Consider the following 25,184-nt stretch of genomic DNA (forward strand, 5'->3'; position numbering starts at 1 on the left):
CAAACGGCATGCCAGCTCAGCCCGGCTGCAGCCAGGCGCTGAGTTCGGGCGACAGGCCCACCCAGGGGCCGGGCTCGGGAGCCCGGGACGGGGTCTGCGCCAGGGGCTGCGCGGCGGCCACGCCGGCGTGCAGCGCCTCTTGGAGGTTGTCGAGCACCGGGCACGGCAGCCGCCCGGCCAGCGGTGCGGCCAGGCCGGCAAGGCCGGCGCCGCCCAGCAGCACGGCGCGCGCCGCGGGCCATCGCTGCAAGGCGTCGCGCGCGGCGGCGTGCAGCAGTTCGACGGCCCCGGCAGGGTCGGCGGCCATCTCGCCCCCGCTGCGGGGCACGGCCTGCACGCCCAGCAGCGGCGCGGGCAGCGGCAGCAGCGTGGCCAGCCGCTGCAGCATCGGCACCCAGGCCGCGCCCCCGGTGACGACGACGAAGGGACCATGGCGGGCCGCCGCCAGCATGGACGCCTCGGCCAGGCCGAGCACGGGCACGCCGGCCGTGGCGCGCAGCGCGAACAGGCCGGGGTCGCCGAAGCAGGCCAGCAACACGGCCGCCGGCCGGCCCCGCGCCTGCACGTGGGCGGCGTAGGCGTCCAGCGCCGCATGGCCCGCCACCGCGGCGCCGGCCTCGCCGGTGATGTAGCGCGGGCCGAATCGCGCCGTGGCCACGGCCAGCCGCAGCCCGGCGGCCTGCGCCACGGGCGCGGCGTGGCGCTCCAGCAGCGCGCTCACCTCGGCGCTGGTGTTGGGGTTGAGCAGCAGCAGCGTGCTCACGCGTGGGCCCCATCGGCCAGCCCCAGCAGCATGGCCAGCCCCGGCGCGGCGCGCTCGGGCGCCCCGAATTGCAGCTGCGACTCCAGCCGCGACAGGTGCTGCACCATCGCGCGGCCGGCGGCCGCCCCGTCGCGCAGCTTGATGGCGGCCAGGATGCTGCGGTGCTCGCGGCAGTCGCAGCTGGCGTCGCCGCCGTCGCGGATGTCCTGCGGCCCGTAGCGCAGCAGCACGAGCGAGGTGCGCATCACCAACGGTCGCAGCAGCCGCGCCAGCGTGCGGTTGCCAGCGTGATCGGCCACGTGCAGGTGAAAGGCGCCTGCGTGGCGGATGGCGTCGTGGCGGCGGCCGTCGGCGCGCGCGCGCTCCTCGTCGCGGATCCAGCCCTGCAGCGCGCGCAGGTCGGCCGCGGTGGCTCGGGCCACGAAGGCGGCCAGCAGTTCGGGCTCGAGCAGGCGGCGCACGGCGAAGACCTCGCGCGCCTCGTCGGGGGTGGGCTCGGCCACGCGCGCGCCGGCGTTGGGCACCAAGGTGACGAGGTCCTCGCTGGCCAGGCGGATCAGCACCTGCCGGATGCGCGTGCGCGACACGCCGAAGGCCTGGCCGAGCTCGTCTTCGCGCAGGCGCTGGCCCGGCGCCAGGCGCTGGTCGAGCATGGCCTCGGCCAGGCGGGCGTGGATGTCGGCGTCGGACAGGACTGCGCTCATCGGTGGCTCCCGCCACGCAATCGCCGTGCCGGGCCTCGCACACCATCGGCCCGGAAGATTGCATACAAAACGATGCAGGCTTTGTATCGGATTGGTGCATCCGCGCCAAGTGGGTGCAGCCCCTGGGACTTACCCGCACGCGTCCACGGCGAGAATGCGGACGCCATGGACCTGCGCGACTTCCTGCCACGCTTCAACCCCGGGGCCCGCATCGAGGCGGTGCCGCTCGACCCGGTGCACCTGCCGGGGAAGCTGTGCCTGGTGGTCGACGACTTCCTGCTCAACCCGCAGGCGATGGTGGAACTGGCGGTGATGTGGCGAGATCACTTCCAGGCGCCCGGCAACAGCGCCTACCCCGGGCTGGAGCTGTGGATGCCGCCGGCCGTGACGGGCTTGCTCGACGACTGGTTCCGCGAACACGTGCGGGCCCTGCTGGGCGGGCGCAGGTCGCTGCGTATCGACTGCCGGCTGTCGATGGTGACCCTGCCGGCCGACGCGCTGCAGCCCCGGCAGTGGTTTTGCCACCGCGACGACCCGGGCCGCGACCCGCGCAGCCTGCGCGCCGCCTCGGTGCTGTACCTGTTCCACGATGCCTCGTTCGGTGGCACCAGCCTGTACCGCCCCACGCGATCCATGGACGAGATCGAGCGCATGGTGCAGGACTCGGGGCAGCTCGACGCCGCGACCTTCATCCAGCGCTGGAACGTGCACCCCGGCTACATGCACGACAGCAACGCCTACTTCGAGCGCGTGCTGCAGGTGCCGGCCCGCTTCAACCGCGCCGTGTTCTACGACGGCGGCGTGTTCCACTGCAGCGACAACGGCCCCGCGGGCGTGCTCAGCGACGACCCGCGCCGGGGTCGGCTCACGCTCAACGGCTTCTTCACCTGCACGCGCGTGGCGACGTAGCAGGCCCGGGCGGCGGGCGGGGTCAGCCGAGCTGCGTGCGCAGGAAGGCGAGCAGCGCCTGGATGCGCGCCAGCCGCGTGCGCTCTGGGGTGGAGAACGCGGTGATGCGGGTGCCGAACTTGGTCAGCGGCACGCAGTGCGGAAGCACGCGCCGCAGCCGGCCGTCGTCGAGCGCCGTCCGGCACACGTACCCTGGCAGCAGGGCGATGCCGAGGCCGGCCAGCGCCGCATCGACCACCGCGTCGGGGTTGTTGACGTGGTAGCGGCTGCCCACCCGCACGGCGTGCGAGGCGCCGCCCTCGAACAGCGTCCAGGTGTCGTCGGAACTCTCGCGCCAGTACGACAGGCAGGGGTGGCGGGCGAGCTCGGCAGCCGTCTGCGGCGCGCCGCCGGCCGCGGCCAGGTAGGAAGGCGCCGCCGCGATCACCCAGTCCACCTCGGCGACCGGGGTCGCGGTGAGCTCCTGCGAGGGCAGCGTGGTCCAGCGCAGCGCGAGGTCGATGCGCTCGGCCGCCACGTCCATCAGGCGGTCGGCGAGGTGCAGCTCGATCTCGATCGCGGGGTGCAGCCGCAGGAAGTCGGGCAGCCGCTTGGCCAGCACGTGCTGGCCCCAGGAGACCGGGGCGGTCAGGCGGATCTGTCCTGTCAGCTCCACGCGCAGGTCGCGCAGGCGCTCCTCGGCACTGGCCACCTCGCGCAGCGCACGGCGGGCAAAGTCGAGGTAGGCCTCCCCGGCGGCCGTGAGCGCGATGCGCCGCGTGCTGCGCGAGAACAGCGTTGCCTTGACCGCCGCCTCGAGCTGCGCCACCCGCTTGCTCACCACGCTCTTGCCGACGCCGAGCTCGACGGCGGCGGCACTCACGCTCGCCAGCTCGGACACCTTCACGAAGGCCGCGAGCATGTCGGTGGAGATGGCCATTGTTTCCAGTTCGCGGACAACCGGTTCGCAGTGAAGCAGCTTCCTTGATACAGATCAATCCGGGAGACTGCGATTAGCGGCAAGCGACCGCGCCACGACCCAAACAGGAGACAAACGATGATCACGATCCACGCCGACCCCATCACGGTCAACTGCCGCAAGGTGCTGGCCGGCCTCGACCTGATGGGCGTGCCGTACGAGCTCAAGCATGTCGACTACTTCAAGGGCGAGCAGAAGTCGCCCGAGTACATGGCGATCAACCCGAACGCGTCGATCCCCGCGATGACCGACGGCGACTACACCCTGTGGGAGTCGAACTCCATCCTGCAGTACGCCGCCGACATGAACGGCAAGGAGGCCTACTACCCGAAGGACGTCAGGACGCGCTGCGACATCAACCGCTGGCTGCAGTGGGAGGGCTCGCACTGGTTCCCCAGCTGCTACGTCTTCCTCGTCGAGAACTGCGTCAAGCCGCTGCTCGGCGGCGCGGCCGACCCGGCGGTGCTCGACGCCCAGCAGGCGAACTTCCACAAGCTGGCCGGCATCCTGGACGCTCGCCTGGCCGCGAACCGGTGGGGCGCCGGCACGCCGGGCCCGACGATTGCCGACATCGCGCTGGCCGCGCCCATGCACCTGCACGGCTGGCAGAAGCTGCCGCTGGCCGACCACCCGAACGTGCGCCGCTGGATGGCCGACATCGAGGCCCTCCCGAGCTGGCAGAAGACCTGGGTCGGCGAGGGCTTCACCACCCGGAAGGCGGCCTGACCGTGAAGCCCGACCCGCGCGATGTCCGCGCGACGATGAACTACACCGTCGACAACGGCAGCCCCCCCGATTACTACTTCTACGAGCCGGATCCGGGCACCCGGCTGAACCCACCGGGCACCGACGTGCACGAGGTGCTGATCGAGAACGGCTGGCCGCGCGCGGAGCAGTTCCGCGTCGACCGGGAGGGTTTCGAGATCCACCCGTTCGGCGCGCGCTTCGACCAGTTCGACGACGACGACTCGATCAAGCGGGTGTTCTACGCGCAGGTCGTCGACTTCGTGAAGCGGCACACCGGCGCGGGGCGGGTCGAGGTGTTCGACCACACGATCCGCAAGCGCCTGCCGGCCGACCTGAAGCAGCAGACGACCGTGCAGCGCCCCGCCGTGATGCTGGTGCACAGCGACTACACGGTGAAGAGCGGCCCGCAGCGCGTGCGCGACATCGTGCCCGGCGACGCCGACGAACTCCTGCAGCGCCGCGTGGCCTTCTACAACGTGTGGAAGCCGCTGTACCGCCGCGTCGAGGAACTTCCGCTGGCGATGGTCGACGCCACCACGCACGACGAGGGCGACATGCTGCGCATGGACCTGAAGTACCGCGAGCGCACCGGCGAGATCTACGTGATGCGGTACTCGCCGAAGCACCGCTGGGTCTACTTCCCGCAGATGGAGGCCAGCGACGCGCTGCTGCTGAAGACCTACGACAGCGAGACCGACGGTCGTGCCCGCTTCATGGGCCACAGCGCCTTCGAGGATCCGCACACGCCGCCCGACGCGCCGAAGCGGGAGAGCATCGAGGTGCGGACGATGGCCTTCTTCTGAGCCCCCAGCAGGGCCGGGCTGCGCCCGGCACATGGGCTCCCGAGCGGCCCGTCGTCGTGGCGTCGGCAGCCCGGCGCGGCGAGGTGCTCAGCCGCTGGCCGCCGCCAGCGCCTGGTCGATGTCCCAGAGGATGTCGTCGATGTGCTCCAGGCCCACCGACAGGCGCACCATCTCGGGCGTGACACCGGCCGCGCGTTGCTGCTCGGGCGAAAGCTGCCGGTGCGTGGTGCTGGCCGGGTGGCTGACCAGCGTGCGCGTGTCGCCGATGTTGACGAGGTGGCTCATGAACTGCGCCGCCTCGATGAACTTCACGCCCGCCTCGGCACCACCCTTCACGCCAAAGGCGAGCAGGCCCGAGCCCGCCTTCATCTGCCGCCGCAGCAGCGCGTGCTGCGCGTGGCCGGGCAGCCCGGGGTAGTTGACGAAGCTCACGCGCGGATCGGCCTGCAGAAAGCTCGCCACGGCCAGCGCGTTGGCGCTGTGGCGCTCCATGCGCAGCGGCAGCGTCTCCACGCCCTGCAGCACCTGCCATGCGCTCATCGGGCTGAGCGCGGCGCCGTACACGCGCAGTGTCTCCATGCGGCAGCGCATGCTGAAGCCGAAGTCGCCGAAGGTCTCGTAGAACTTCACGCCGTGGTAGCCGGGGCTGGGCTCTGTCATGCCCGGGAACTTGCCGTTGTCCCAGGGGAAGCGGCCGCTTTCCACCACCACGCCGGCCAGCGTGGTGCCGTGGCCGCCCAGGTACTTGGTGGCGCTGTGCACCACGATGTCGGCGCCCAGCGCGATGGGGTTGCACAGCGCCGGGCTGGGCACGGTGTTGTCCACGATGAGCGGCACGCCGTGGGCGTGGGCCACGTCGGCCACGGCCGCGATGTCCAGCACCACGAGGCTGGGATTGCCCAGGGTCTCGGCGAAGAAGGCGCGCGTGTGGGGCTTCACCGCGGCGGCCCAGGCCTCGGGCCGCGTGGCATCGACGAAGCTGGTCTCGATGCCGAACTTGGCCAGGTTCACCGACAGCATCGTCACGCTGCCGCCGTACAGCGCACCGGCCGCCACCACGTGGTCGCCGGCCTGCAGCAGCGTCATCAGCGCCATCGCTTCCGCCGCCATGCCGCTGGCGCAGGCCACGGCGGCGCGGCCGCCTTCCAGCGCGGCCACACGTTCCTCCAGCGCCGCCACCGTGGGGTTGGACAGGCGCGAGTAGACGTTGCCGAAGGTCTGCAGGTTAAAGAGCGCCGCCGCGTGCTCGGCGCTGTCGAACACGAAGCTGGTGGTCTGGTAGATCGGCAGCGCGCGGGCGCCGGTCTCGCGGTCGGGCACCTGGCCGGCGTGGATGGCCAGGGTCTCGGGGTGGAAGCGGCGCTGGCTCATGCAAGCCTCCTCTTCGATGAGATCACGCCCGTGTTCACGCCCGCCCAGTGCAGGCCACCGTACAGCCGAGCGTGCTCGATCTTCACGCAGCGGTCCATCACCGAATCCAGCCCCGCCGCACGTGCAGTGGCGTCGGCCTCGGCGTTCATCACGCCCAGTTGCTGCCACAGGCACTTGGCGCCGATGGCCACGGCGCTGGCGGCAATCGGCGGCACGTCGGCCGGCTTGCGGAACACGTCGACCATGTCCACCACGAACGGGATGTCCTCCAGCCGCGCGTAGCAGCGCTCACCGAGGATCGACTCGGCCTTGGGGTTGACCGGCACGATGCGGTAGCCCTTGCCCTGCAGGTAGCTGGCGGCGAAGCAGCTGGGCCGGTTCCAATCGGCCGAGAGCCCCACCACGGCGATGGTGCGGCAGTCGCGCAGGATGCGCCTCAGCGTGGCGTCGTCGGGCGCGGCCATGCTCACGCGCCCGGGCTGCGCCGCCAGCCGCGCTCGGCCAGGAGCGCCTCGATGTCGGCCGAGAACTCTGCAAAACGGTCGGGGTCGTACTTGAGCGGGCTCGTGTAGTACTGCGCGAGCGATGTGATGCTGTGCTCCTGCCAGCGCGCCGCCATCTGCGGGCTGAACGACAGGTAGCGCTCGCGGCCGCGCACCTCGCGCAGCGCGAAGTCGGCGTCGATGCGCTCGGGCGTGGGCGGCGTGTAGCGCTCGTCGTGGATCCAGGCGGTGGCCGGCAGGCGGTCGCGCTGGGCGGGCGCCTCGTCGGGCCAGCCCACCACCAGACTGGTGACGGGCAGCACGTTCTCGGGCAGCTCCAGGCAGCTCGGCGATGCCGCGCATCGAGAACAGCGTGGTGCCCATGTAGCAGATGCCCAGGCCGTGGCTCTCGAAGGCCAGCGCCGCGTTCTGCGACAGGATCATCGCGTCGAAAGCGGCGGTGTGCCAGCTCACCAGATCGGCAAAGCCCAGCCGCGCGCTGCGCTGCGCCAGCCAGGCGCGCGTGCGGTGGCTGTCGGCGCAGAAGGTCAGCACCAGCGGGGCCTGCAGGATCATGTCCTGCTCGCCATGCAGCGCCCACAGCGCGCGGCGGCGCTCGGCGTCCTGCGTCTTCACCACCGAGACGAGGTTGAGGTTGCCACTGGAACTGCCGCCCTGCAGAGCCTGTGCCAGCACCGTGTCGACCAGGCCCCCGGGCGGCGGGTCGGGCTTGTAGGCGCGGATGGAACGGTGGCGGTCCATCAGCCTGGCAAAGGCGACGGCGAGGTCGGGTTCGGCGGGGTGATCGGGCGTGTGATCGGGCATGCTCATGCCACGGATGATGCCAGCCGCTGATACACTGACTGGGTCAGGAGAGAGCCAAGGCACCAGCGGGTGAACGAGGCCGCCGAAGGCGCTGCACAACGCTCAGGCAAAAGGACTGGCTCCCACCTCACTGGAGAGAGGTTGCCCCCAGCGGCAGCCCACCGAAGGGGCAAGGCGCACCGGAACCGGCGGTGGCCGAATCTCTCAGGTAAAGCGGACAGCGAGGGCCACGGGTTCATCGATGGGCGTCACGGCCCGGCGGTGAGCACCCCTGCCCTCACCACCCCCTGGCCCGCATGCCCGACACCGCCCTGCTCCAGACCCCGCTGCACACACTGCACCTCGAACTCGGCGCCCGCATGGTGCCCTTTGCGGGCTACGCCATGCCCGTGCAGTACCCCGCCGGCCTGATGGCCGAGCACAAGCAGTGCCGCGAATCGGCGGCGCTGTTCGACGTCTCTCACATGGGCCAGCTGCGCCTGGAAGCTGCCGATGCGGCCGCGGCGCTGGAGACGCTGGTGCCGGTGGACGTGCAGGGCCTGGCGCCCGGCCGCCAGCGCTACGCCTTCTTCACCAACGAGGCCGGCGGCCTGCTCGACGACCTGATGATCGTCAGGCCGCAGCCGGCGGATGCGGCCGCGGGCTTCGGCGACCTCTTCCTCGTCGTCAACGCCGGCTGCAAGGCCGAGGACATCGCGCACCTGCAGCGCCATATCGGCAGCCGCTGCCGCGTCGTCCCCATGCCGGAGCGCGCGCTGCTGGCGCTGCAGGGCCCTATGGCGGTGAACGCGCTGGCGCGGCTCAACCCCGCGGTGGCGGATCTGGTGTTCATGAGCGGCGGGCGCTTCGCGCTGGCCGGCATCGAGTGCTTCGTCACCCGCAGCGGCTACACGGGCGAGGACGGCTTCGAGATCAGCGTGCCCGAGGCGCAGGCCGTGCCGCTGGCGCGCGCGCTGCTGGGCGAGCCCGAGGTCCAGCCCGCCGGCCTGGGCGCGCGCGACACGCTGCGCCTGGAAGCCGGCCTGTGCCTGTACGGCCACGACATCGACACCACCACCAGCCCCATCGAGGCCGGCCTGCAATGGGCCATCCAGAAGGTGCGCCGCGCCGGTGGTGCACGCGCGGGTGGCTACCCGGGTGCCGCGCTCATCGACCGCCATCTCGCCCTTGGCGCACCGCGCCTGCGCGTGGGCCTCGTGGGCTTGGAGCGAGTGCCGGTACGCGAAGGCACGCTGCTGTTCGACACCAACGGCACCCCCGCCGGCACGGTGTGCAGCGGCACGCTGGGCCCCAGCGTCAACCGCTGCATCGCCATGGCCTATGTGCCGGCTGCGCTGGCCGGCCCCGGCACGGCGCTGATGGCCGAGGTGCGCGGCAAGCGCGTGCCGATGGCCGTCGCCCCGATGCCCTTCCACCCGCACCGCTACAAGCGCTGAACCCCCTTCAACTCGCCCCTCAGGAGCCCCGCCATGACCACGATGTACACGCCCGACCACGAGTGGATCAACATCGAAGACCACCTCGCCGCCGTCGTCGGCATCACGCACCACGCGCAGGACGCGCTGGGCGATGTGGTCTTCGTCGACCTGCCCGAGGTCGGCAAGACGCTCCAGAAGGGCGAGGTCGCGGGCGTGGTCGAGAGCGTCAAGGCCGCAGCCGACCTCTACATGCCCGTCAGCGGCGAGGTCGTCGAGGTCAACACCGCACTGAGGGACGACCCGTCGCTGGCCAACGCCGACCCGCTGGGCAAGGGCTGGTTCTTCAAGGTCAAGGTCGCCGACATGGCCGAGTTCGACCAGCTGATGGACCCGCCGGCCTACGACGCGCTGCTGAAAACCCTCTGATCCCAACCCGTTCGAACCGAGCCCATCCCGCTCGGGCTGAGCCTGTCGAAGCCCACCCGCTCGTCCTGAGCCTGTCGAAGGATCGGGCTGAGCCTGTCGAAGCCCACCCGCCCATCCTGAGCCTGTCGAAGGATCGGGCTGAGCCTGTCGAAGTCCGGTCCCGACCCTCGGGCACTTAGGCCAACCCAGTGCGAACGGTGGTCGCCCACCCTCACCCACACAAGCCATGCTGATGTCCGCCCTCAAGCCCCTCGGCGAACTCGAGAACCCCAGCGAGTTCGTCGCCCGCCACATCGGCCCCTTTGAAGACGACGAGCGACACATGCTCAGCGTCATCGGTGCGGCCAGCCGCCGCGCCCTCATCGAGGCCGTCGTGCCGCGCAGCATCGCGCGTGCGCAGCCGATGCAGCTGCCGGCGCCGGTGGGCGAAGCTGCCGCGCTGGCCGAGCTCAAGGCCATCGCCGCCAAGAACCGCGTGCTCAAGAACTTCATCGGTCAGGGCTACCACGGCACGCACACGCCGGGCGTCATCCTGCGCAACATCCTCGAGAACCCGGCCTGGTACACCGCCTACACGCCCTACCAGGCCGAGATCAGCCAGGGCCGCATGGAGGCCCTCGTGAACTTCCAGACCATGGTCTGCGAGCTCACCGGCATGGCGATCGCCAACGCCAGCATGCTGGACGAGGCCACGGCCGCCGCCGAGGCCATGACCCTGGCCAGGCGCTCGGTGAAGAGCAAGAGCGACACGCTCATCGTGGCCGGCGACTGCCACCCGCAGACCATCGAGGTGGTGCAGACGCGTGCCGAGCCGCTGGGCTTGACGGTCAAGATCGCCAATTCGGCTGCTGAGTGGGAGCAACTCATCGCCGGGGGCGACTTCTTCGCCGTCATCGTGGGCTACCCCGCCACGCACGGCACGATCACCGACTGGCGCGCCGACGTGGCGCGCGCGCACGCGGTGGGCGCGGCCTTCATCACCTGCGCCGACCTGCTGGCGCTGACGCTGCTCACGCCGCCCGGTGAATGGGGCGCCGACATCGTGGTGGGCAACACGCAGCGCTTCGGCGTGCCGATGGGCGGTGGCGGCCCGCACGCCGCCTACATGGCCTGCCGCGACGAGTGGAAGCGCAGCCTGCCCGGCCGCCTGGTGGGCGTGAGCATCGACAGCCACGGCGCCCCGGCCTACCGCCTGGCGCTGCAGACGCGCGAGCAACACATCCGCCGCGAAAAGGCCACCAGCAACATCTGCACGGCGCAGGTGCTGCTGGCCGTGATCGCCAGCATGTACGCCGTCTACCACGGCCCCGAGGGCTTGAAGCGCATCGCGCGGCGTGTGGCCAGCTACACGGCCATCCTGGCCGAGGGCCTGGCGCAGCTGGGCTTCAAGCCGCATGGGGATTCGGCCTTCGACACCATCACGCTCAAGACCGAGGGCCGCTCTGGCGAGTTCGTTGACCGTGCGCTGGCCGCCGGCATGAACATCCGCCGCTACCGCGAGTGGGGCGCCGCCTGGCTCAGCATCACGCTCGACGAGACCACCACGCGCGACGACATCGCCGCGCTGTGGCGCGTGTTTGCCGCACCCGGCCAGGCGCTGCCCACCTTCGAGGCCTTCGAGAAGGGCATCGAGCCGCTGATCCCGGCCGCGCTGCGCCGCACCAGCGCCTTCCTCACGCACCCGGTGTTCAACACGCACCACTCCGAGACGCAGATGCTGCGCTACATCCGCAGCCTCTCCGACAAGGACCTGGCGCTCGACCGCAGCATGATTCCGCTGGGCTCGTGCACGATGAAGCTCAACGCCACGAGCGAGATGATCCCCGTGACCTGGCCCGAGTTCGCGAGCGTGCACCCGTTTGCACCGGCTGACCAGCTGGCGGGTTATGCCGAGCTCGACGCACAGCTGCGCGGCTGGCTCACGCAGGCCACGGGCTATGCGGGCATCAGCCTGCAGCCCAACGCCGGGAGTCAGGGTGAGTATGCGGGCCTCTTGGCCATTCGCGGCTGGCAACGCGCGCGAGGCCAGGGCCACCGGCATGTGTGCCTGATCCCCGAAAGCGCCCACGGCACCAACCCGGCCAGCGCGCAGATGGTGGGCATGAGCGTGGTGGTGGTGAAGTGCGACGCCACCGGCAACGTCGACCTCGCCGACCTCACCGCCAAGTGCGAGAAGCACACCAGCGACCTGGCCGCGGTGATGATCACCTACCCCAGCACCTACGGCGTGTTCGATCCGCAGGTGAAGGAGCTCTGCGCCACGGTGCACGCCCACGGCGGGCGTGTGTACGTGGACGGCGCCAACATGAACGCGCTGGTGGGCGTGGCCGCGCCGGGCGAGTTCGGCGGCGACGTGAGCCACCTCAACCTGCACAAGACCTTCTGCATCCCGCACGGCGGTGGCGGGCCGGGCGTGGGGCCGGTGTGCGTGGTCGAGGACCTCGTGCCCTTCCTGCCCGGCCATGCCACGGCCACGGGGGTGCAGACGCCGGTGGGCGCGGTGAGCGCCGCGCCGCTGGGCAACGCCGCGGTGCTGCCCATCAGCTGGATGTACGTGCGCATGATGGGCGCCGAGGGCCTGACCCACGCCACCGAGACGGCCATCCTCTCGGCCAACTACGTGGCCGCGCGCCTGGCCGACCACTACGAGATCCACTTCAGCGGCGGCGTGCCCGGCCTCAAGGGCGGCGGCGTGGCGCACGAGTGCATCCTGGATGTGCGCCCGCTGGCCAAGACCACGGGCGTGGGCGCCGAAGACGTGGCCAAGCGGCTCATCGACTACGGCTTCCACGCACCGACGCTGAGCTTTCCGGTGGCCGGCACGCTGATGGTGGAGCCCACCGAGAGCGAGCCGCTGGCCGAGCTGGACCGCTTCTGCGACGCCATGATCGCCATCCGCGGCGAGATCGCGAAGGTCGAGCAGGGTATCTGGCCGCAGGACGACAACCCGCTGAAGCAGGCGCCGCACACGGCCGCCAGCCTCATCAGCGGCGCGTGGGCACGCCCCTATTCACGCGAAGTGGCCGCCTACCCGGTGCCGGGCCTGAAGCGGCAGAAGTACTGGGCGCCCGTGGGCCGTGTCGACAACGTGCACGGCGACCGCAACCTGTTCTGCAGCTGCGTGCCGATGAGCGAGTACGGCGAGGCCTGAACGGCCGGTGCCCCGGTGAAGGGCCACCGGCTCGCATGATCTGCCCAAGGCGAGGCGCGCGGACTGAGCCATGCCCAGCCCGCGCGCGCGGGCTGCCGTCAGGAATCAGCGGTGAAGCCGATGGTCTTGACCAGCGGGCCCCAGCGATCGGTGTCGCGCTTGAGCAAGGCAGCCAGCTCCGCAGGGGATGATGGCGCAGGCACCAGCCCCATCTGACCCAGGCCGGCGATCACATCGGGCATCGCCAGCGCGGCGCGGACGGCCGCGTTGAGCCGGTTGACGATGTCCATCGGGGTCTTGCCCGGGACAAAAATGCCGAACCACTCATCCAGCACCAGGTCGCGGAAACCCTGTTCTGCAAACGTGGGCACGTTGGGCGTGAAGCGGCTGCGTGAGTTGCCCGATGTGGCCAGGATGCGCACCTTGCCGGTGGCCAGGTGGGGCAGGAACTCGCCCACCGGCCCGCACACCGAAGGCAACTGGCCGCCCAGCATGTCCAGGATGGCGGGCTGTGTGCCGCGGTAGGGGATGTGACGCAGCGGCACGCCACCCGCGCGGCCATAGAGTTCGCCCAGGAAGTGCGGGCCGGAGCCTGCCGCCGGCGAACCAAAGGCCTGCCCAGCAGGATTGGCCTTCGCCCAGGCGACAAACTCGGCCGGGGTCCTCACCGACTCGGGCACGGCGGGGCCCACGGCGATGGCGAAGTCGAACTGCACCGCTTGCGACACGGGCTGGAAGTCAGCCACCGGGTCATAGGGCAGCTTCTTGTAGGTGTGCGGGTAGATGCCCAGCATCGACATCGGGGTGACGATCAGGGTGCTGCCATCGGCCGGCGCGGTCTTCAGGGCCGTGAGCGCGATCTGACCACCTGCTCCGGTGCGGTTTTCCACCTGCACGGACCTTGCATACGGGCCTTGAAGCTTCTCGCCAATACGTCTGGCCGTCACATCCGCGGTGCCGCCGGGCGCGAAGCCGGCGTAGATGACCGCGCGTTCCAGCGGCGCAGCGGCCTGCGCCTGCGCATAGGCGCGGCCAGACAGAAGGGCCGAAACAGGCGCGGCAGCAGCCAGGCCCAGCAGGTGACGACGGTGTTTGAGCATGCGAGTCTCCGTTGGAAAGTGGTGTTGTGGGGTGCGGGTGGCGGTTGCAGTCTATGCCCATGGCCCGCCTGAGTTTGTCTAACGTTGGCCAGTGACTAGCCAGCAGTCAAGGCGACGCTGCACACCGCCACTTCAGTCAAACGCCGCTCACCATACAGCGCTTGGACAGCAGTGTCGCGATACGCCCCGGCGCCCATACGGCCAATGGGACGAATCGAACTCTAGGAGCGTGGGCGGCGCTTGGCGGCAGGGAACTGACCGCCTCCAGGAGCCTTACTTCAAGTGCTCGGCGAGAAACCTCTCCATGCGCCGGGCAAAGTCGGCTCTGGTTTCTGGCAGCCGCCAGGAGTGGCCCTCGTCGGGGTAGACCACCCACAGCGGGTCACGCCCGGCCTTTTGCAGAGCGTCGCGCAGGCGTTTGCCATGGGCCAGGGGCACACGCTGATCGGCTTGGCCAAAGGCCAGCAGCAAGGGGGCGAGGATCCGGTCTGCCTGGGCCACGGGCGACACACTGGTCAGCATGTCCGCATCGGCCCTGGGGTCACCGACCATCTGCGGCAACAAGTAGCGACGACCCGACCTGCTGATGTCGTCGCTGATCCACCAAGACCCTTCAAGGTAGAGAAAGGGATCGGTCACAGCCACCCAGGCGACACCGCAGCGGTACAGCTCCGGGTGGCGTACCAGACCCATCAGCGTGGAGTAGCCGCCATAGCTGGCGCCAGCGATGCACACCCGCTTGTCGGCCAAGCCCTGCGCCTGGGCCCAGAGCACGGCATCGGCCACGTCGTCCTGCATGGCGCGGCCCCACTGCTTCCACCCGGCTTCGAAGTGCGCCTGACCGTAGCCCTGGCTGCCTCTGAATTCCGGACTGATGACCAGATAGCCGCGCGAGGCCAGGAACTGCTCGGTTTCGCTCCACTTCCAGTGGCCCCCGCGAACCCAGGGCCCGCCGTGCACCAACACCACAGCCGGGCCCGGGCGCCCCGCTTGGCGGCCGATGGGCACGGTCAACCACACGGGCAGATCACGCCCATCACGCGCCTTGATGCGCTGAAGGTCGACGGAGGCCATCAGCCGCGGGTCGATGCCTGCATTGACCTGGGCCACGCCGAGCCACCGCTGGTCGGCCGCCGTGTAGACCCAGAGCTGCCCAGGGTGCCGGTCGGAGAACTGGTGCACCAGCGCCACCATGTTCGGTTCACCACAGCGCCGGCAGCTGATGCGGTTGACAGTGCCCGACAAGCGCTCGTCCACCAGCGCCTGGAAGGCCTTCATCTTCGGGTCGAACCACACCGTCTGCTCTGCGTCGGTCACGACGCGCACGCCGGCCGCAGAACCACCTCGCCTGGTGAGGAGAACCGTGCCGCTGTAGTCGAAACCGGGCGTGGATATCCAGGCGGCCTGTGCGGGCTCGTGGCGATCGAAGTCGTACTGGACCAGCTCGCCATAGCCCTCCGGACCCCGGCGCTGCGTCACGTACAGGTTGCCGGCGTCGTCCACATGGTGGGGGCTGAAGGGAGCACGCAACGAGTCCGCCTGGTTCAGCAATTGCCATGCCGTCTGGCCAGGGCCACGCCAATGAATCAATTGCTGTCCTTGCCGCCGCGCGACGGCAACGCGGGCCTCACCGGCACTGTCAAAGAGCCAGCCCACGGTGCCGCGCGGCGCATCCAGGTCCATCAGGCGCGTTCTGCCGTTGCGGGTGTTCAGCCGCAGTGGCAACACCTCGCTGATGTCGTTGTGGACGTCGAAGATCAACCTCCCGACAAGGACCTCGTCGGCTTCAATGCCAGACTCGGGCAGCGGCACCTTCAGCAGCACGTGGTTGTAGGGCAAGACGTCGCGCGTGATGCGTCCTTCCACCACGATCGGCTCCGAACCGCGCGCCACCAGCTGGCGCAGGTTCTTGCCGTCGGCATCGACGCCATACAGACCGGGCGCCGAGCGGCGGTCTTCGCCGCTGCCAGACTCCAGATCGGCCACGCTGAAGATCAGGCGGTTGCACTACTGTCCGGTTAAATGACTTGCACCGAGCCTGAGATCAAGCATTGGTGCGGGCTGTAGGCCGATTTTGTTTGGTGCCGATTTGAACTTCGTTTCTGTAAAACCGCGTACTTTCCCGGGCTTGACTGCCTCTGGGGAAGCGCGTGCATATCGGCAAGACCTTGTTTGCTCAGGTCATGGAGTTCGTTCCATGGACCAGCTTCGCGCGCATCGTGCAGCGCCATGGAGGCAACGCGGGCGTGCGCACGCTGTCGTGCGCCGAGCAGTTCCGCGCCATGGCCTTCGCGCAATTGACTTGGCGCGAAAGCTTGCGCGACATCGAGGCCAGTCTGTCGGCGAATGCCGGCAAGCTGTATGCGATGGGCTTTCGTTCGGCGGTCAAGCGCTCCACGCTGGCCGACGCCAACGAATCGCGCGACTGGCGCATCTGGTCGGACTTGGCCGCCTTGTTGATCCGGCGTGCACGCACGCTGTATGCGAACGATTCGCTCGGCGTCGATCTGGACAACACGGTGTATGCGCTGGACTCCAGCACCATCGATCTGTGCCTGAATTTGTTCGACTGGGCGCCGTTTCGCTCGACCAAGGCCGCCATCAAGCTGCACACGCTGCTGGACCTGCGCGGCGCGATTCCCGCGTTCATCCACATCAGCGACGGCAAGCTGCACGACGTGAACGTGCTGGACATGCTGGCCTTCGAGCCTGGCGCGTTCTACGTGATGGATCGCGGCTATGTCGACTTCGCACGGTTGTATGCGTTGCATCAGGCCGGCGCCTTCTTCGTCACGCGCGCCAAGTCGCCGATGGACGCCAGGCGTGTCTACTCGGCTGCGACCGATCGCAGCACCGGCATCATCAGCGACCAGCAGGTCATGCTCAACGGCCACTACTCGGCCAAAAAGTATCCCGAGCACCTGCGGCGTGTTCGATTCAAGGACCCCGAGACGGGCAAGACGCTGATCTTCCTGACCAACAACACGGCCTTGCCGGCGCTGACGATTGCCTCGTTGTACAAGAGTCGCTGGCAGGTCGAGTTGTTCTTCAAATGGATCAAGCAGCATCTGCGCATCAAGAAGTTTCTCGGCAACAGCGAGAACGCGGTGAAGACGCAGGTGTGGTGCGCCGTGGCCACCTACGTGCTCATCGCCATCGTCAAGAAGGAGCTTCAACTCGATGCCTCGCTCTACACATGTCTACAGATCTTGTCGGTGTCGGTCTTCGAGAAAACCGAGGTTTCATGCGCCTTGCAGGCCGATGCGTCCCAGACCGACATGCCCGACGCCGCTAACCAATTGAATTTGTTCGACTTTTAACCGGACAGTAGTGAGGCGGTTGTTGTTGACCCAACTGAACTCCACCACATCGACGTCGATGAAGTGGGCCACTCGGACCGCCTTGCCGCCAGGCGCCAGTTCGACGACCGCCAACGCCACTCGCTTGACGCCTGCCGCCGTGGTGAGCGCCAGTTGAGTTCCCGAAGGTGACAACTGCGCATCAAGCACGTCCCGGTTCTTGAAGAAGGCCTCGGCGGGCAAGTTCGCGGCGGCTGCTGCTGCAACTGTAGCAGGCGAACGGTCCAACACCGGCGTTTGGGCCCAAGCTGCCGAGCAAAGCAGACCCAAAAACACACCGAGGCCGTTGCGCAAGCGAAGACGTCTCGTCATTGTCGTTAGCCCCTTACTCGTTGGCCGCTGTGTTGTTGGCCCCTTTTTCGGCCGCGTGCTAGCGGAGATTGTGCCCAACACGCCAAAGCCGCACACCGGCCTCGCAGAGCCGCCGCGCGGCCCCTGTGCCGTGTTCAGTCCATGAATGGCGTCAGGTCGATCGCCGAGCGGCCCTGGAACACCCGCTCGGCCAGAGCCTCGCCCAAGGCGGCGGAGTGCTTGAAGCCGTGGCCTGAACAGGCCGACACCCACATCAGGCCGGGAACCGTCTCGCCGATGCGGAAGCGCCCATCTGCTGCCATGGTGTACAGGCAGGCCGAGCCGCGCAGCGCCTGGCTGCTCAGACCGGTCAGGCGCGGTCGCACGAGGCGCTCGACCAGCGCCGCCGTCTCTGCTGCGGACACGTCTCGCGCCACGGTCTCGGGCGTGGTGTCGTGCTCGAACTGCTCGGTGCCCACCTTCACGCCGCCCGAGCCGTCGACAAGTGGCATGCCGTAGAAGGTGTCTTCGTAGCGCTCGCCGCGCGTCACGATGAAGGTGGGGCAACGGGCGGCTTCGAAGTCGGCCTCGCAGCCGGGTTCGGGTTTCAGCCAATGCAGCACCTGCCGCAGCACGCGCAGCTCGCGCGCCCAAGGGAGCCCGTGCGCCGCGGCCAGACCTGGCAGCCAGGCGCCCGCCGTCACCAGCACCTGGGCCGCGTGGTGGGTGCCACGCGCCGCGGTCACGCGCCAGACGCCGCCTTCGCGCACGACGGCCTGCACCGGCTCGTCGGTGAGCAGTTGCGCGCCCGCACGCCGCGCCATCGCCAGTTGTGCGGCGATGCAGCGCTCGGGGTAGACCACACCCCCACCCGGCTCGAAGCAGCCGGCCTCGGCATCGTCGATGTGGAACTGCGGCCAGCGTCGGCGCAGCTCGGCCGCGGTGAGCGCCTCGTGCGGCACGTCGAAGGCCTGCGCGACGGCACGGGTGCGGGCCACGAAGGCGGTGTCGGAGCCGGCCGGGCCGATCACCAGCACGCCTGTGCGCGTCATCAGCGGACCTTCGAACGGCAGCGTCGGGTCGGCAGCCCGTGCGGCTTCGAGCTCGCGCCAGATCGCGTGCGAGCGCCGTACCAGCGGCGCGTAGGCCTCGCCCTCGCCCACCGCCTCTCGGGTGACGCGGGTCAGGCCGTGGCTGGAGCCGCGGTCGTGCGGCGGCGCGAAGCGATCGATGCCCAGCACGTGGGCGCCCCGCCGCGCCAGCTGCCACGCGGCGGCGCTGCCCATAGCGCCCAGGCCCACCACAATCACGTCCACCTGCATAGCGCATTCCTGACTGGAGACTGAGTCATGGCCGTGAGTGTCTTCGACCTCTTCAAGATCGGCATCGGACCGAGCAGCAGCCACACCGTGGGGCCGATGCGCGCGGCGCGCCTGTTCGTCCGCCACCTGCAGCACTCGGGCCTGCTGGCCACGGCGGCGCGCGTGCGCGTGCAGCTCTATGGCAGCTTGGGCCTCACCGGCCGCGGCCATGGCAGCGACAAGGCCGTGCTGCTGGGACTGGAGGGCCACGAGCCCGACACGGTGGAGGTCGATGCCGTGCCGGCGATGCTGCAGGCCATCCGCACGCAGGCGCAGCTGCGGCTGGGCGGCACACACCCCGTGACCTTTGCCGAAAAGGACGACCTGCGCTTCCACCGCCGCGAGACGCTGCCCTTCCACGCCAACGGCATGCGCTTCGAGGCCCTCGATGCCGGCGGGGCCATGCTTGCCGACAAGGTGTACTACTCGGTCGGCGGCGGCTTCGTGATCAGCGAGGAGGTGGCGGTCGACGGCGTGCGGCAGAAGGTGATTGCGCCCGAAGCTACGGTGCTGCCGCTGCCCTTTCGCAGCGGGGCCGAGCTGCTGCAGCGCTGCGCCGAGACCGGCGAGGGCATCGCCGCGGTGATGCGCGCGAACGAGCGCCACTGGCGCAACGACGCCGAGATCGACGCCGGCCTGGACCGCATATGGGCCGTGATGCAAGCCTGCGTGCAGCGCGGCATCGCCACCGAGGGCGTGCTGCCAGGCGGCTTCCAGGTGCGGCGGCGAGCAGCCAAGCTGCACCAGGATCTCACCGCCCACCCCGAGGCCGCGCTGACCGACCCGCTGCAGGTGCTCGACTGGGTCAATCTCTACGCCCTGGCCGTGAACGAGGAGAACGCCGCCGGAGGCCGCGTCGTCACGGCCCCCACCAACGGCGCCGCGGGCATCGTGCCGGCCGTGCTGCACTACTACACGCGTTTCGTGCGCGGCTCATCGGCGGAAGGCGTGCGCGACTTCCTGCTGACCGCCGCCGCCATCGGCATCCTCTACAAGGAAAACGCCAGCATCAGTGGCGCCGAGGTCGGCTGCCAGGGTGAGGTCGGCGTGGCCTGCAGCATGGCCGCCGGCGCGCTGTGCGCGGTGCTTGGCGGCACGCCCGAGCAGGTGGAGAACGCGGCCGAGATCGGCATGGAGCACCACCTCGGCCTCACCTGCGATCCGGTGGGCGGCCTCGTGCAGATTCCCTGCATCGAGCGCAATGCCATCGCCTCGGTGAAGGCGATCAACGCCGCGCGCATGGCTCTGCGCGGCGACGGCACCCACCACGTGAGCCTCGACCAGGTGATCAAGACCATGCGCGAGACCGGCGCCGACATGCTCACCAAGTACAAGGAGACGGCGCGAGGCGGCCTGGCGGTCAACATTGTGGAGTGCTGAGGGGGCCGCGCGCCGGACGAGCGCACGCGCCAGAACACGGCGATGGTGGACGAGTCGCGCTCCAGCGCCATCGCCCTGGTCGACCGCGCCGCCGCGCTGGCGCAGGCCGTCAGCTTGATCAAGCTGCGCCAGGTCAGCGCCGACGAGGCGCGGGCGCTCGTGGGGGGGGGGCGCTCGCGCTCATCCCAGAACGTGGGCGCCCGGGCGCAGCCGAAGAGCTGCACAGCAGCAAGGCCGGGCTCGTCGACCGCGACCTCTGCATCTTCTTCATCGATCGCCAGGGCCGCTATGTGCTGCACGGCGTCAAGCCAGCCATGGAAGGCCGGCGCGTGGACGACGTACCCGGCGTCGACGGCGACCGCTTCGTGCGCGACGCCTTCGCGGGCGCAGCAGCCGGTGGCGCCTGGATCGACTGCGTCATCGTCAACCCGGTCAACGCTCAGGTGCAGGCCAAGGCCTCGTGGGTGCAGGCCCTGGACGACGGGCTCGTCGTGGGCGGCGGCATCTACCGGGACAATACGGCAGGCCCGCTGCGTGGCGGGACAGCCAACGGAGGGGTGCGGGCCGATCAGTCGCGGTCGGCAGGCAGCGGCAAGAGGCCGTCGCCGGCCGGCGGACGTGCGCCTGCCATGGCCTGAGCGTCGCGCCCGCTGCGCCGCTCGCGAGCCAGGTAGCTGTACAGCACCGGCACCACCACCAGCGTGAGGATCGTGGAGGTGATGACGCCGCCGATGATGGCGCGGCCCATCGGCGCCTGGATTTCGCCGCCGTCATTGAGCGCCAGCGCCAGGGGCAGCATGCCGAAGACCATGGCCATGGTCGTCATGATGATCGGCCGCAGGCGCACCAGACCGGCCTGGCGAAGTGCATCGGCCACCGTGGCCCCGGCCTTGCGGGCGTGGTTGGCGAAGTCCACCAGCAGGATCGCGTTCTTCGTCACCAGGCCCATCAGCATCACCAGTCCGATCATGCTGAAGACGTTGAGCGTGCTGTTCCAGAACAGCAGCGCCAGCATCACTCCGATCAGCGCCAACGGCAGACTGGCCATGATGGCAAGAGGCTGCAGGAAGCTGCCGAACTGGCTGGCCAGCACGATGTAGATGAACACCACCGCCAGGCCCATGGCCGCGAGCAGCCCGCTGAAGGCCTCGGCCTGCTCCTGCATCTGGCCGCCGACGTCGAAACTGTAGCCCGGGGGCAGCTTGGTCTGCCCGATGAGCTTCTGCACGTCGGCGGCGACATCGCCCGGGCTGCGGTCCTTGACGCCGGCATACACCGCCTCACGGCGCTGCAGGTTCTGGCGACGGATGTTTTGCGGGTTGAACACCGGCACGATCTCGGCCACGCTGTCCAGTGCGATGGGCGTGCCTGCCGCTGAGCCACTCCCTGCAAAGGCCACCGGCAGCGCACGCAGTTGCTCGATGCGCTCGCGGCTGGCTTCGGGCAGGCGCAAGGTCACGTCAACCTGGTCGCCGTCCGGCGTCGTCCAGGTGGTCGCGGCGTCACCGCTGACGTAGGCGCGCAGGCTGGCCGAGACCTGCGCGGTCGTCAGGCCCAGCTCGCGCACGGCATCGGGCTTCAGGCGTACCGCGTAGGCTGGCATGCCGGCCTGCACGCTGGTCTCGACGTCCACCGCGCCGGGGATCTGCTTGACCTTCTCGGCAAAGTCGGTGGCGATCTTCGCCAGGCCTTCGGGGTCGTTGCCCAGGATGGCCACGTAGATCGGCCGGTTCCAGCCGACGCTGATGTCGGTGCCCGGCACCACGGCCACGGCCGTGCGGATGGCGTCTTCGACCTCCTTCTGCGAGCGCTTGCGATCCTTGCGGTCCACCAGGCGGATGTTGATCCAGGCCTGGTTGCGCTGCCCAGGGCCGCCGACCCAGGTGCTGATGTGCTGCACCTCGGGGAAGGTCCGCACGATGGCCTCGAGCTGCTGCACCTTGGCGTCGGTGCGCTCCAGGCTCGCGCCCACGGGCATCTTCACGGCGAGCTGCGTGTAGCCCTGGTCGGTCTGCGGAACGAACTCGGTGCCCACCAGTGGCGCCAGGCCCAGCGCGATGACGAAGCTGGCCACGCCCCCGGCCATGACTGCGCCGCGGGGGGTGAGGGTGGCGCTGCGCAGGCGGCGCTTGCTGCCCTTGTCGCGCGTGCCGTCGGCCTTGAAGCCACGGCCGTACGTGGGCAGCACCCACAGGCGCCAGCGGCGGGCGCTGAAGATCCAGCAGATGGCGCGCTCGTAGGCGCCGTGGAGTGCGTCCATGCCACGGTCGGTGGCGCGCAGGGCGTGGCCGAGCACCGGCAGCCGCTTCAGCCGCGTGCCGGGCGGGTCGTGCCAGACGCTGGAGAGCATGGGGTCGAGCGTGAAGCTCACGAACAGGCTCACCAGCACGGCGACGACGACCGTGATGCCAAAAGGGTAGAAGAACTTGCCGATGATGCCGCCCATGAAGGCCACCGGCGCGAACACCGCCACGATGGCAAAGGTGGTGGCCATCACCGCCAGACCGATCTCCTCGGTGCCCTCGCGCGCCGCCGTGACGTGGTCCTTGCCCATGTGCACGTGGCGCACGATGTTCTCGCGCACGACGATGGCGTCGTCGATCAAGAGGCCGATGCACAGGCTCAGCGCCATCATCGTCATGAAGTTCAGCGTGAAGCCAAAGAAGTGCACGGCGATGAAGCTGGAGATCACCGCGATCGGCAGCGTGAGCCCGGTGATGATGGTGCTGCGCCAGCTGTGCAGGAACAGGAACACGATGGCGACCGTGAGCAGCGCACCCTCGATGAGCGTGCTGCGCAGGCCGGCGAGGCTGCCCTTGACCCAGTCGGAGCTGGCGTTGATGAGCCGCAGTTCCACGTCGGGCGGCAGCGTCTCCTTCAGCTCGTCCATCGCGGCCTTGACCGCATCGCCGGTGGCCACGATGTTGGCGTCCTGCTGCTTGAAGACGTTGAAGTTGATGGCGCGCTGGCCGTTGACGCGCGCCAGCGAGTCGGGCTCCTTCTCGCGCTCGATCAAGCTGCCAAGATCGGCCAGGCGCAGCGGCAGGCCGTTGCGGTGGGCCACCACCACGTCGGCGAAGCGGCGCGGATCCTTCACGCGGCCTTCCACGCGCAGCAGCGCGTCCTGGGTGCCGTCGGAGACCAGCCCCACCGGCTGGTCGGTGTTGGCCTCGCGCAGCGCCTGCGCGATCTGGCCCGGCGTCACGCCGTAAGCGCGCAGCCGCGCGGGATCGAGATCGATGCGCACCTCGCGCTCGGTCAGGCCGTTGATCTCGACCCGCGCCACACCGGGCACGCGCTGCAGCCGCTTGCCGATCTGGCTCTCGCCGATCAGGCTGAGCTCGCGGTGGCCACGCGCGGTGCCCAGCAGGGCCATCTGCACCACGGGCTCGCTGTTGTCGTTGTTCCAGCGCGCCAGCTGCAGCGCCTTCACGTCGCGCGGGAAGCCCGCCTGCACGGCGGCAACGCGATCGCGAACGTCCTGCAGCGCGCGGCCCATGTCGGCGTCGAGCTTGAACTCGGCCGAGAGGTCTGCCCGGCCCTCGAAAGCCCGCGAGGTGATGCGCTTCACGCCGGCCACGCTGTTGATGGCTTCCTCCAGGGGCTTGAGCACCTCGCGCTCCAGCGCTTCGGGCGTGGCACCCGGGTACTCCACCGAGGCCCAGATGCCGGGCAGCGAGATGTCGGGCATCTGCTCCACGCCGAGCTTGCTGTAGCTGAAGACGCCCATCACGCACAGGGCCACCATGACCATGGCGGCGAAGACGGGGTTGCTGATCGAGATGCGCGTGATCCACATGGCCCGAGCTCCTCGGTGGACGCGCGTTCAGCGCAGGAGCGCGCTCGACGCCGCGGCGCTGGTGACTGGCGCAGTCCGGGGCGCCACGACACTGGCCTTGGCACCCTCGCGCAGATTGTCGAAGCGCGCGGCCAGCACGACGCTGGCGGGCGTCACCCCCTGCAGCACCTCGACAAGGCCCACGCGCTCGTCGCGCCGCCCCACCGTGACGGTGCGGCGCGCCAACTGGCCGTTCTCGATCAGCCAGACATGGTCCTGGCCGCTGGTGCTGCCGACGGCGGCGGTCGGCAGCGTCAGGCGTTCGGTGTCGTCCGCAAGCTCGGCGCTCACCAGCGCGTACTGCCCGGCGCGCAGCCGCTCCTTGGGGTTGGCAAGCTCCACGGTGACGCCGATCGAGCGCGTGCCGGGCTCGGCAGACGGCGCGATGCGGGCCACGCGGCCCGCCACGGGTGTGTCCAGGCCCTCCACGCGCAGCTGCACCGGCAGCCCGGGGCGGATGCGCGAGACCTCATGCGTGCCCACCTGGCCGGCCAGCTCCAGCCGGGCAAGGTCGACAATGGTGAGCACCGGCTGCTCGGGGCTCACCTTCTCGCCCGGCAGCGCGTGGCGCCGGGCCACGATGCCGGCGATCGGTGCCACCAGCGTCGCGTCGCGCAGGCCGACGCGGGTGGTGTCCAGCGCAGCCTGGGCCGCGGCGAGGTTGGCGCGCGCGGTGTCGAGGGCAGCACGCGAGCTCTCCAGCGCGTTGCTGCTGATGAACTGCTGCGCCGCCAGACGTTCGTTGCTGGCGTGCGTGCGCTCGGCTTGAACCAGCGCGGCGCGCGCCGACTCCAGCAGCGCGCCGCGTTCGGCGACTCGGCCACCCAGCTCGGCCAGCTCGATGCGGCCGATCACCTGGCCCGCAGCCACGCGGCTGCCTTCGGCGACGTTCAGCGCCAGCAGCGTGCCGCCAGCCTTGGCGCGCACAATCGCGGTCTGCGGGGCCACCAGCGGGCCGGAGAACTCCACCACTGCGGCCAGGCGCGCCAGCTTGGGCTGAACCACCTCGCGCGACGCAAACTCCAGGGTCGGTTCGGGATTGCGCCCGTCGGTGCCGCCGGACATCGCCTGCGCGATGCCCGATGCGCCCGTCTTGCCGCCCAGCCTGGCGCTCAACACCAGGCCCGTCACGACGGCGACTCCCGCCAGCACGACGAGGCCGGCCCTCCACGTTGTCTTCATCTCGTTTCCCTCGCCTGCGCGCCGTCAGGCTACCCTGAACCGGGCAGCTCGTCGGCTGCGTTTGCGCAGAGTGTGGAGGATCACCCGGCCCCCGGCGAGCGCGGCTGCGATGAAGC

The 25,184-nt window shown here is 69.8% G+C and carries 20 protein-coding genes and 1 riboswitch; of the genes, 9 read left to right on the top strand and 11 right to left on the bottom strand.

Annotation, left to right across the window (positions count from 1 at the left end):
- Positions 1–16 precede the first annotated feature (16 nt).
- Positions 17–763, bottom strand: coding sequence for an Asp/Glu racemase (locus KA711_13960; GenBank protein MCM0610075.1), 747 nt, complete (start codon positions 761–763; stop codon positions 17–19).
- The gene (locus tag KA711_13965; protein ID MCM0610076.1) at positions 760–1,467 is read right to left on the bottom strand and encodes a GntR family transcriptional regulator; all 708 of its coding nucleotides are present in this window, start codon (positions 1,465–1,467) and stop codon (positions 760–762) included. The genes KA711_13960 and KA711_13965 overlap by 4 nt, the downstream gene beginning before the upstream one ends.
- A gap of 165 nt (positions 1,468–1,632) precedes the next feature.
- On the opposite strand from KA711_13965, the gene KA711_13970 reads away from it, so the two are divergent.
- Entirely contained in the window at positions 1,633–2,376 is a 744-nt protein-coding gene (locus KA711_13970; GenBank protein ID MCM0610077.1) for a hypothetical protein, read from the top strand.
- A gap of 22 nt (positions 2,377–2,398) precedes the next feature.
- Here the strand turns inward: KA711_13970 and KA711_13975 are convergent, their stop codons facing one another.
- Complete coding sequence (locus tag KA711_13975) at positions 2,399–3,295, bottom strand: LysR family transcriptional regulator (GenBank protein MCM0610078.1); 897 nt, start codon at positions 3,293–3,295, stop codon at positions 2,399–2,401.
- A gap of 117 nt (positions 3,296–3,412) precedes the next feature.
- Here KA711_13975 and KA711_13980 point away from each other — a divergent pair, with 117 nt between their 5' ends.
- A complete protein-coding gene (locus KA711_13980; protein MCM0610079.1) occupies positions 3,413–4,060 on the top strand; it encodes a glutathione S-transferase family protein in 648 nt (215 codons plus the stop codon).
- Positions 4,061–4,062: 2 nt separating this feature from the next.
- Positions 4,063–4,884 carry a methyltransferase gene (locus KA711_13985; GenBank protein MCM0610080.1) on the top strand — a complete coding sequence of 274 codons (822 nt, stop codon included), beginning with the start codon at positions 4,063–4,065 and terminating at the stop codon, positions 4,882–4,884.
- Between the two features lie 87 nt (positions 4,885–4,971).
- Here KA711_13985 and KA711_13990 read toward each other — a convergent pair whose 3' ends face one another.
- Both KA711_13990 and KA711_13995 read right to left on the bottom strand, forming a co-directional pair.
- The gene (locus KA711_13990; GenBank protein MCM0610081.1) at positions 4,972–6,255 is read right to left on the bottom strand and encodes an O-acetylhomoserine aminocarboxypropyltransferase/cysteine synthase; all 1,284 of its coding nucleotides are present in this window, start codon (positions 6,253–6,255) and stop codon (positions 4,972–4,974) included.
- On the bottom strand, positions 6,252–7,568 hold the full coding sequence (locus KA711_13995; GenBank protein ID MCM0610082.1) for a CoA-binding protein: 1,317 nt from the start codon (positions 7,566–7,568) through the stop codon (positions 6,252–6,254). The genes KA711_13990 and KA711_13995 overlap by 4 nt, the downstream gene beginning before the upstream one ends.
- 114 nt (positions 7,569–7,682) lie before the next feature.
- Positions 7,683–7,793, top strand: a riboswitch (glycine riboswitch).
- Between the two features lie 65 nt (positions 7,794–7,858).
- Between KA711_13995 and gcvT the strand changes: the two genes are divergently transcribed.
- From gcvT to gcvP, 3 genes are all read left to right on the top strand, one after another.
- Entirely contained in the window at positions 7,859–8,998 is a 1,140-nt protein-coding gene (gene gcvT, locus KA711_14000; protein ID MCM0610083.1) for a glycine cleavage system aminomethyltransferase GcvT, read from the top strand.
- 33 nt (positions 8,999–9,031) lie between these two features.
- The gene (gcvH, locus tag KA711_14005; protein ID MCM0610084.1) at positions 9,032–9,406 is read left to right on the top strand and encodes a glycine cleavage system protein GcvH; all 375 of its coding nucleotides are present in this window, start codon (positions 9,032–9,034) and stop codon (positions 9,404–9,406) included.
- A 226-nt stretch (positions 9,407–9,632) separates the two neighbouring features.
- Positions 9,633–12,557, top strand: a complete 2,925-nt coding sequence (gene gcvP, locus KA711_14010; protein MCM0610085.1) for an aminomethyl-transferring glycine dehydrogenase — start codon at positions 9,633–9,635, stop codon at positions 12,555–12,557.
- Positions 12,558–12,655: 98 nt separating this feature from the next.
- On the opposite strand, the gene KA711_14015 is transcribed toward gcvP, so the two are convergent.
- Positions 12,656–13,657: a Bug family tripartite tricarboxylate transporter substrate binding protein gene (locus KA711_14015; protein ID MCM0610086.1), complete on the bottom strand. Its 1,002-nt coding sequence runs from the start codon at positions 13,655–13,657 to the stop codon at positions 12,656–12,658.
- A 273-nt stretch (positions 13,658–13,930) separates the two neighbouring features.
- Positions 13,931–15,643: a S9 family peptidase gene (locus KA711_14020; protein ID MCM0610087.1), complete on the bottom strand. Its 1,713-nt coding sequence runs from the start codon at positions 15,641–15,643 to the stop codon at positions 13,931–13,933.
- A 164-nt stretch (positions 15,644–15,807) separates the two neighbouring features.
- Here KA711_14020 and KA711_14025 point away from each other — a divergent pair, with 164 nt between their 5' ends.
- Complete coding sequence (locus KA711_14025; GenBank protein MCM0610088.1) at positions 15,808–16,977, top strand: IS4 family transposase; 1,170 nt, start codon at positions 15,808–15,810, stop codon at positions 16,975–16,977.
- Here the strand turns inward: KA711_14025 and KA711_14030 are convergent.
- Both KA711_14030 and solA read right to left on the bottom strand, forming a co-directional pair.
- A complete protein-coding gene (locus KA711_14030) occupies positions 16,900–17,310 on the bottom strand; it encodes a hypothetical protein (protein MCM0610089.1) in 411 nt (136 codons plus the stop codon). The two genes, KA711_14025 and KA711_14030, sit on opposite strands and share 78 nt — an antisense overlap.
- Positions 17,311–17,462: 152 nt before the next feature.
- Positions 17,463–18,629 carry an N-methyl-L-tryptophan oxidase gene (solA, locus tag KA711_14035; GenBank protein ID MCM0610090.1) on the bottom strand — a complete coding sequence of 389 codons (1,167 nt, stop codon included), beginning with the start codon at positions 18,627–18,629 and terminating at the stop codon, positions 17,463–17,465.
- A 27-nt stretch (positions 18,630–18,656) separates the two neighbouring features.
- Between solA and KA711_14040 the strand changes: the two genes are divergently transcribed.
- The gene (locus tag KA711_14040; GenBank protein MCM0610091.1) at positions 18,657–20,048 is read left to right on the top strand and encodes an L-serine ammonia-lyase; all 1,392 of its coding nucleotides are present in this window, start codon (positions 18,657–18,659) and stop codon (positions 20,046–20,048) included.
- Positions 20,049–20,338: 290 nt separating this feature from the next.
- Positions 20,339–20,686 carry a hypothetical protein gene (locus KA711_14045; protein ID MCM0610092.1) on the top strand — a complete coding sequence of 116 codons (348 nt, stop codon included), beginning with the start codon at positions 20,339–20,341 and terminating at the stop codon, positions 20,684–20,686.
- Here the strand turns inward: KA711_14045 and KA711_14050 are convergent.
- Positions 20,617–23,847: an efflux RND transporter permease subunit gene (locus KA711_14050; protein ID MCM0610093.1), complete on the bottom strand. Its 3,231-nt coding sequence runs from the start codon at positions 23,845–23,847 to the stop codon at positions 20,617–20,619. The two genes, KA711_14045 and KA711_14050, sit on opposite strands and share 70 nt — an antisense overlap.
- Positions 23,848–23,874: 27 nt before the next feature.
- A complete protein-coding gene (locus KA711_14055; GenBank protein ID MCM0610094.1) occupies positions 23,875–24,951 on the bottom strand; it encodes an efflux RND transporter periplasmic adaptor subunit in 1,077 nt (358 codons plus the stop codon).
- Positions 24,952–25,184 lie beyond the last annotated feature (233 nt).

Source organism: Ideonella sp. WA131b, from assembly GCA_023657425.1.
Taxonomy (GTDB): Bacteria; Pseudomonadota; Gammaproteobacteria; order Burkholderiales; family Burkholderiaceae_C; genus Rubrivivax.

Bases quoted from the DNA above. Each gene is read 5' to 3' on its own strand.
- KA711_13965 (MCM0610076.1), bottom strand. From the start codon at position 1,467: ATGAGCGCAGTCCTGTCCGACGCCGACATCCACGCCCGCCTGGCCGAG.
- KA711_13970 (MCM0610077.1), top strand. From the start codon at position 1,633: ATGGACCTGCGCGACTTCCTGCCACGCTTCAACCCCGGGGCCCGCATC.
- KA711_13975 (MCM0610078.1), bottom strand. From the start codon at position 3,295: ATGGCCATCTCCACCGACATGCTCGCGGCCTTCGTGAAGGTGTCCGAG.
- KA711_13980 (MCM0610079.1), top strand. From the start codon at position 3,413: ATGATCACGATCCACGCCGACCCCATCACGGTCAACTGCCGCAAGGTG.
- KA711_13990 (MCM0610081.1), bottom strand. From the start codon at position 6,255: ATGAGCCAGCGCCGCTTCCACCCCGAGACCCTGGCCATCCACGCCGGC.
- KA711_13995 (MCM0610082.1), bottom strand. From the start codon at position 7,568: ATGAGCATGCCCGATCACACGCCCGATCACCCCGCCGAACCCGACCTC.
- gcvT (MCM0610083.1), top strand. From the start codon at position 7,859: ATGCCCGACACCGCCCTGCTCCAGACCCCGCTGCACACACTGCACCTC.
- gcvH (MCM0610084.1), top strand. From the start codon at position 9,032: ATGACCACGATGTACACGCCCGACCACGAGTGGATCAACATCGAAGAC.
- gcvP (MCM0610085.1), top strand. From the start codon at position 9,633: ATGCTGATGTCCGCCCTCAAGCCCCTCGGCGAACTCGAGAACCCCAGC.
- KA711_14015 (MCM0610086.1), bottom strand. From the start codon at position 13,657: ATGCTCAAACACCGTCGTCACCTGCTGGGCCTGGCTGCTGCCGCGCCT.
- solA (MCM0610090.1), bottom strand. From the start codon at position 18,629: ATGCAGGTGGACGTGATTGTGGTGGGCCTGGGCGCTATGGGCAGCGCC.
- KA711_14040 (MCM0610091.1), top strand. From the start codon at position 18,657: ATGGCCGTGAGTGTCTTCGACCTCTTCAAGATCGGCATCGGACCGAGC.
- KA711_14050 (MCM0610093.1), bottom strand. From the start codon at position 23,847: ATGTGGATCACGCGCATCTCGATCAGCAACCCCGTCTTCGCCGCCATG.
- KA711_14055 (MCM0610094.1), bottom strand. From the start codon at position 24,951: ATGTCCGGCGGCACCGACGGGCGCAATCCCGAACCGACCCTGGAGTTT.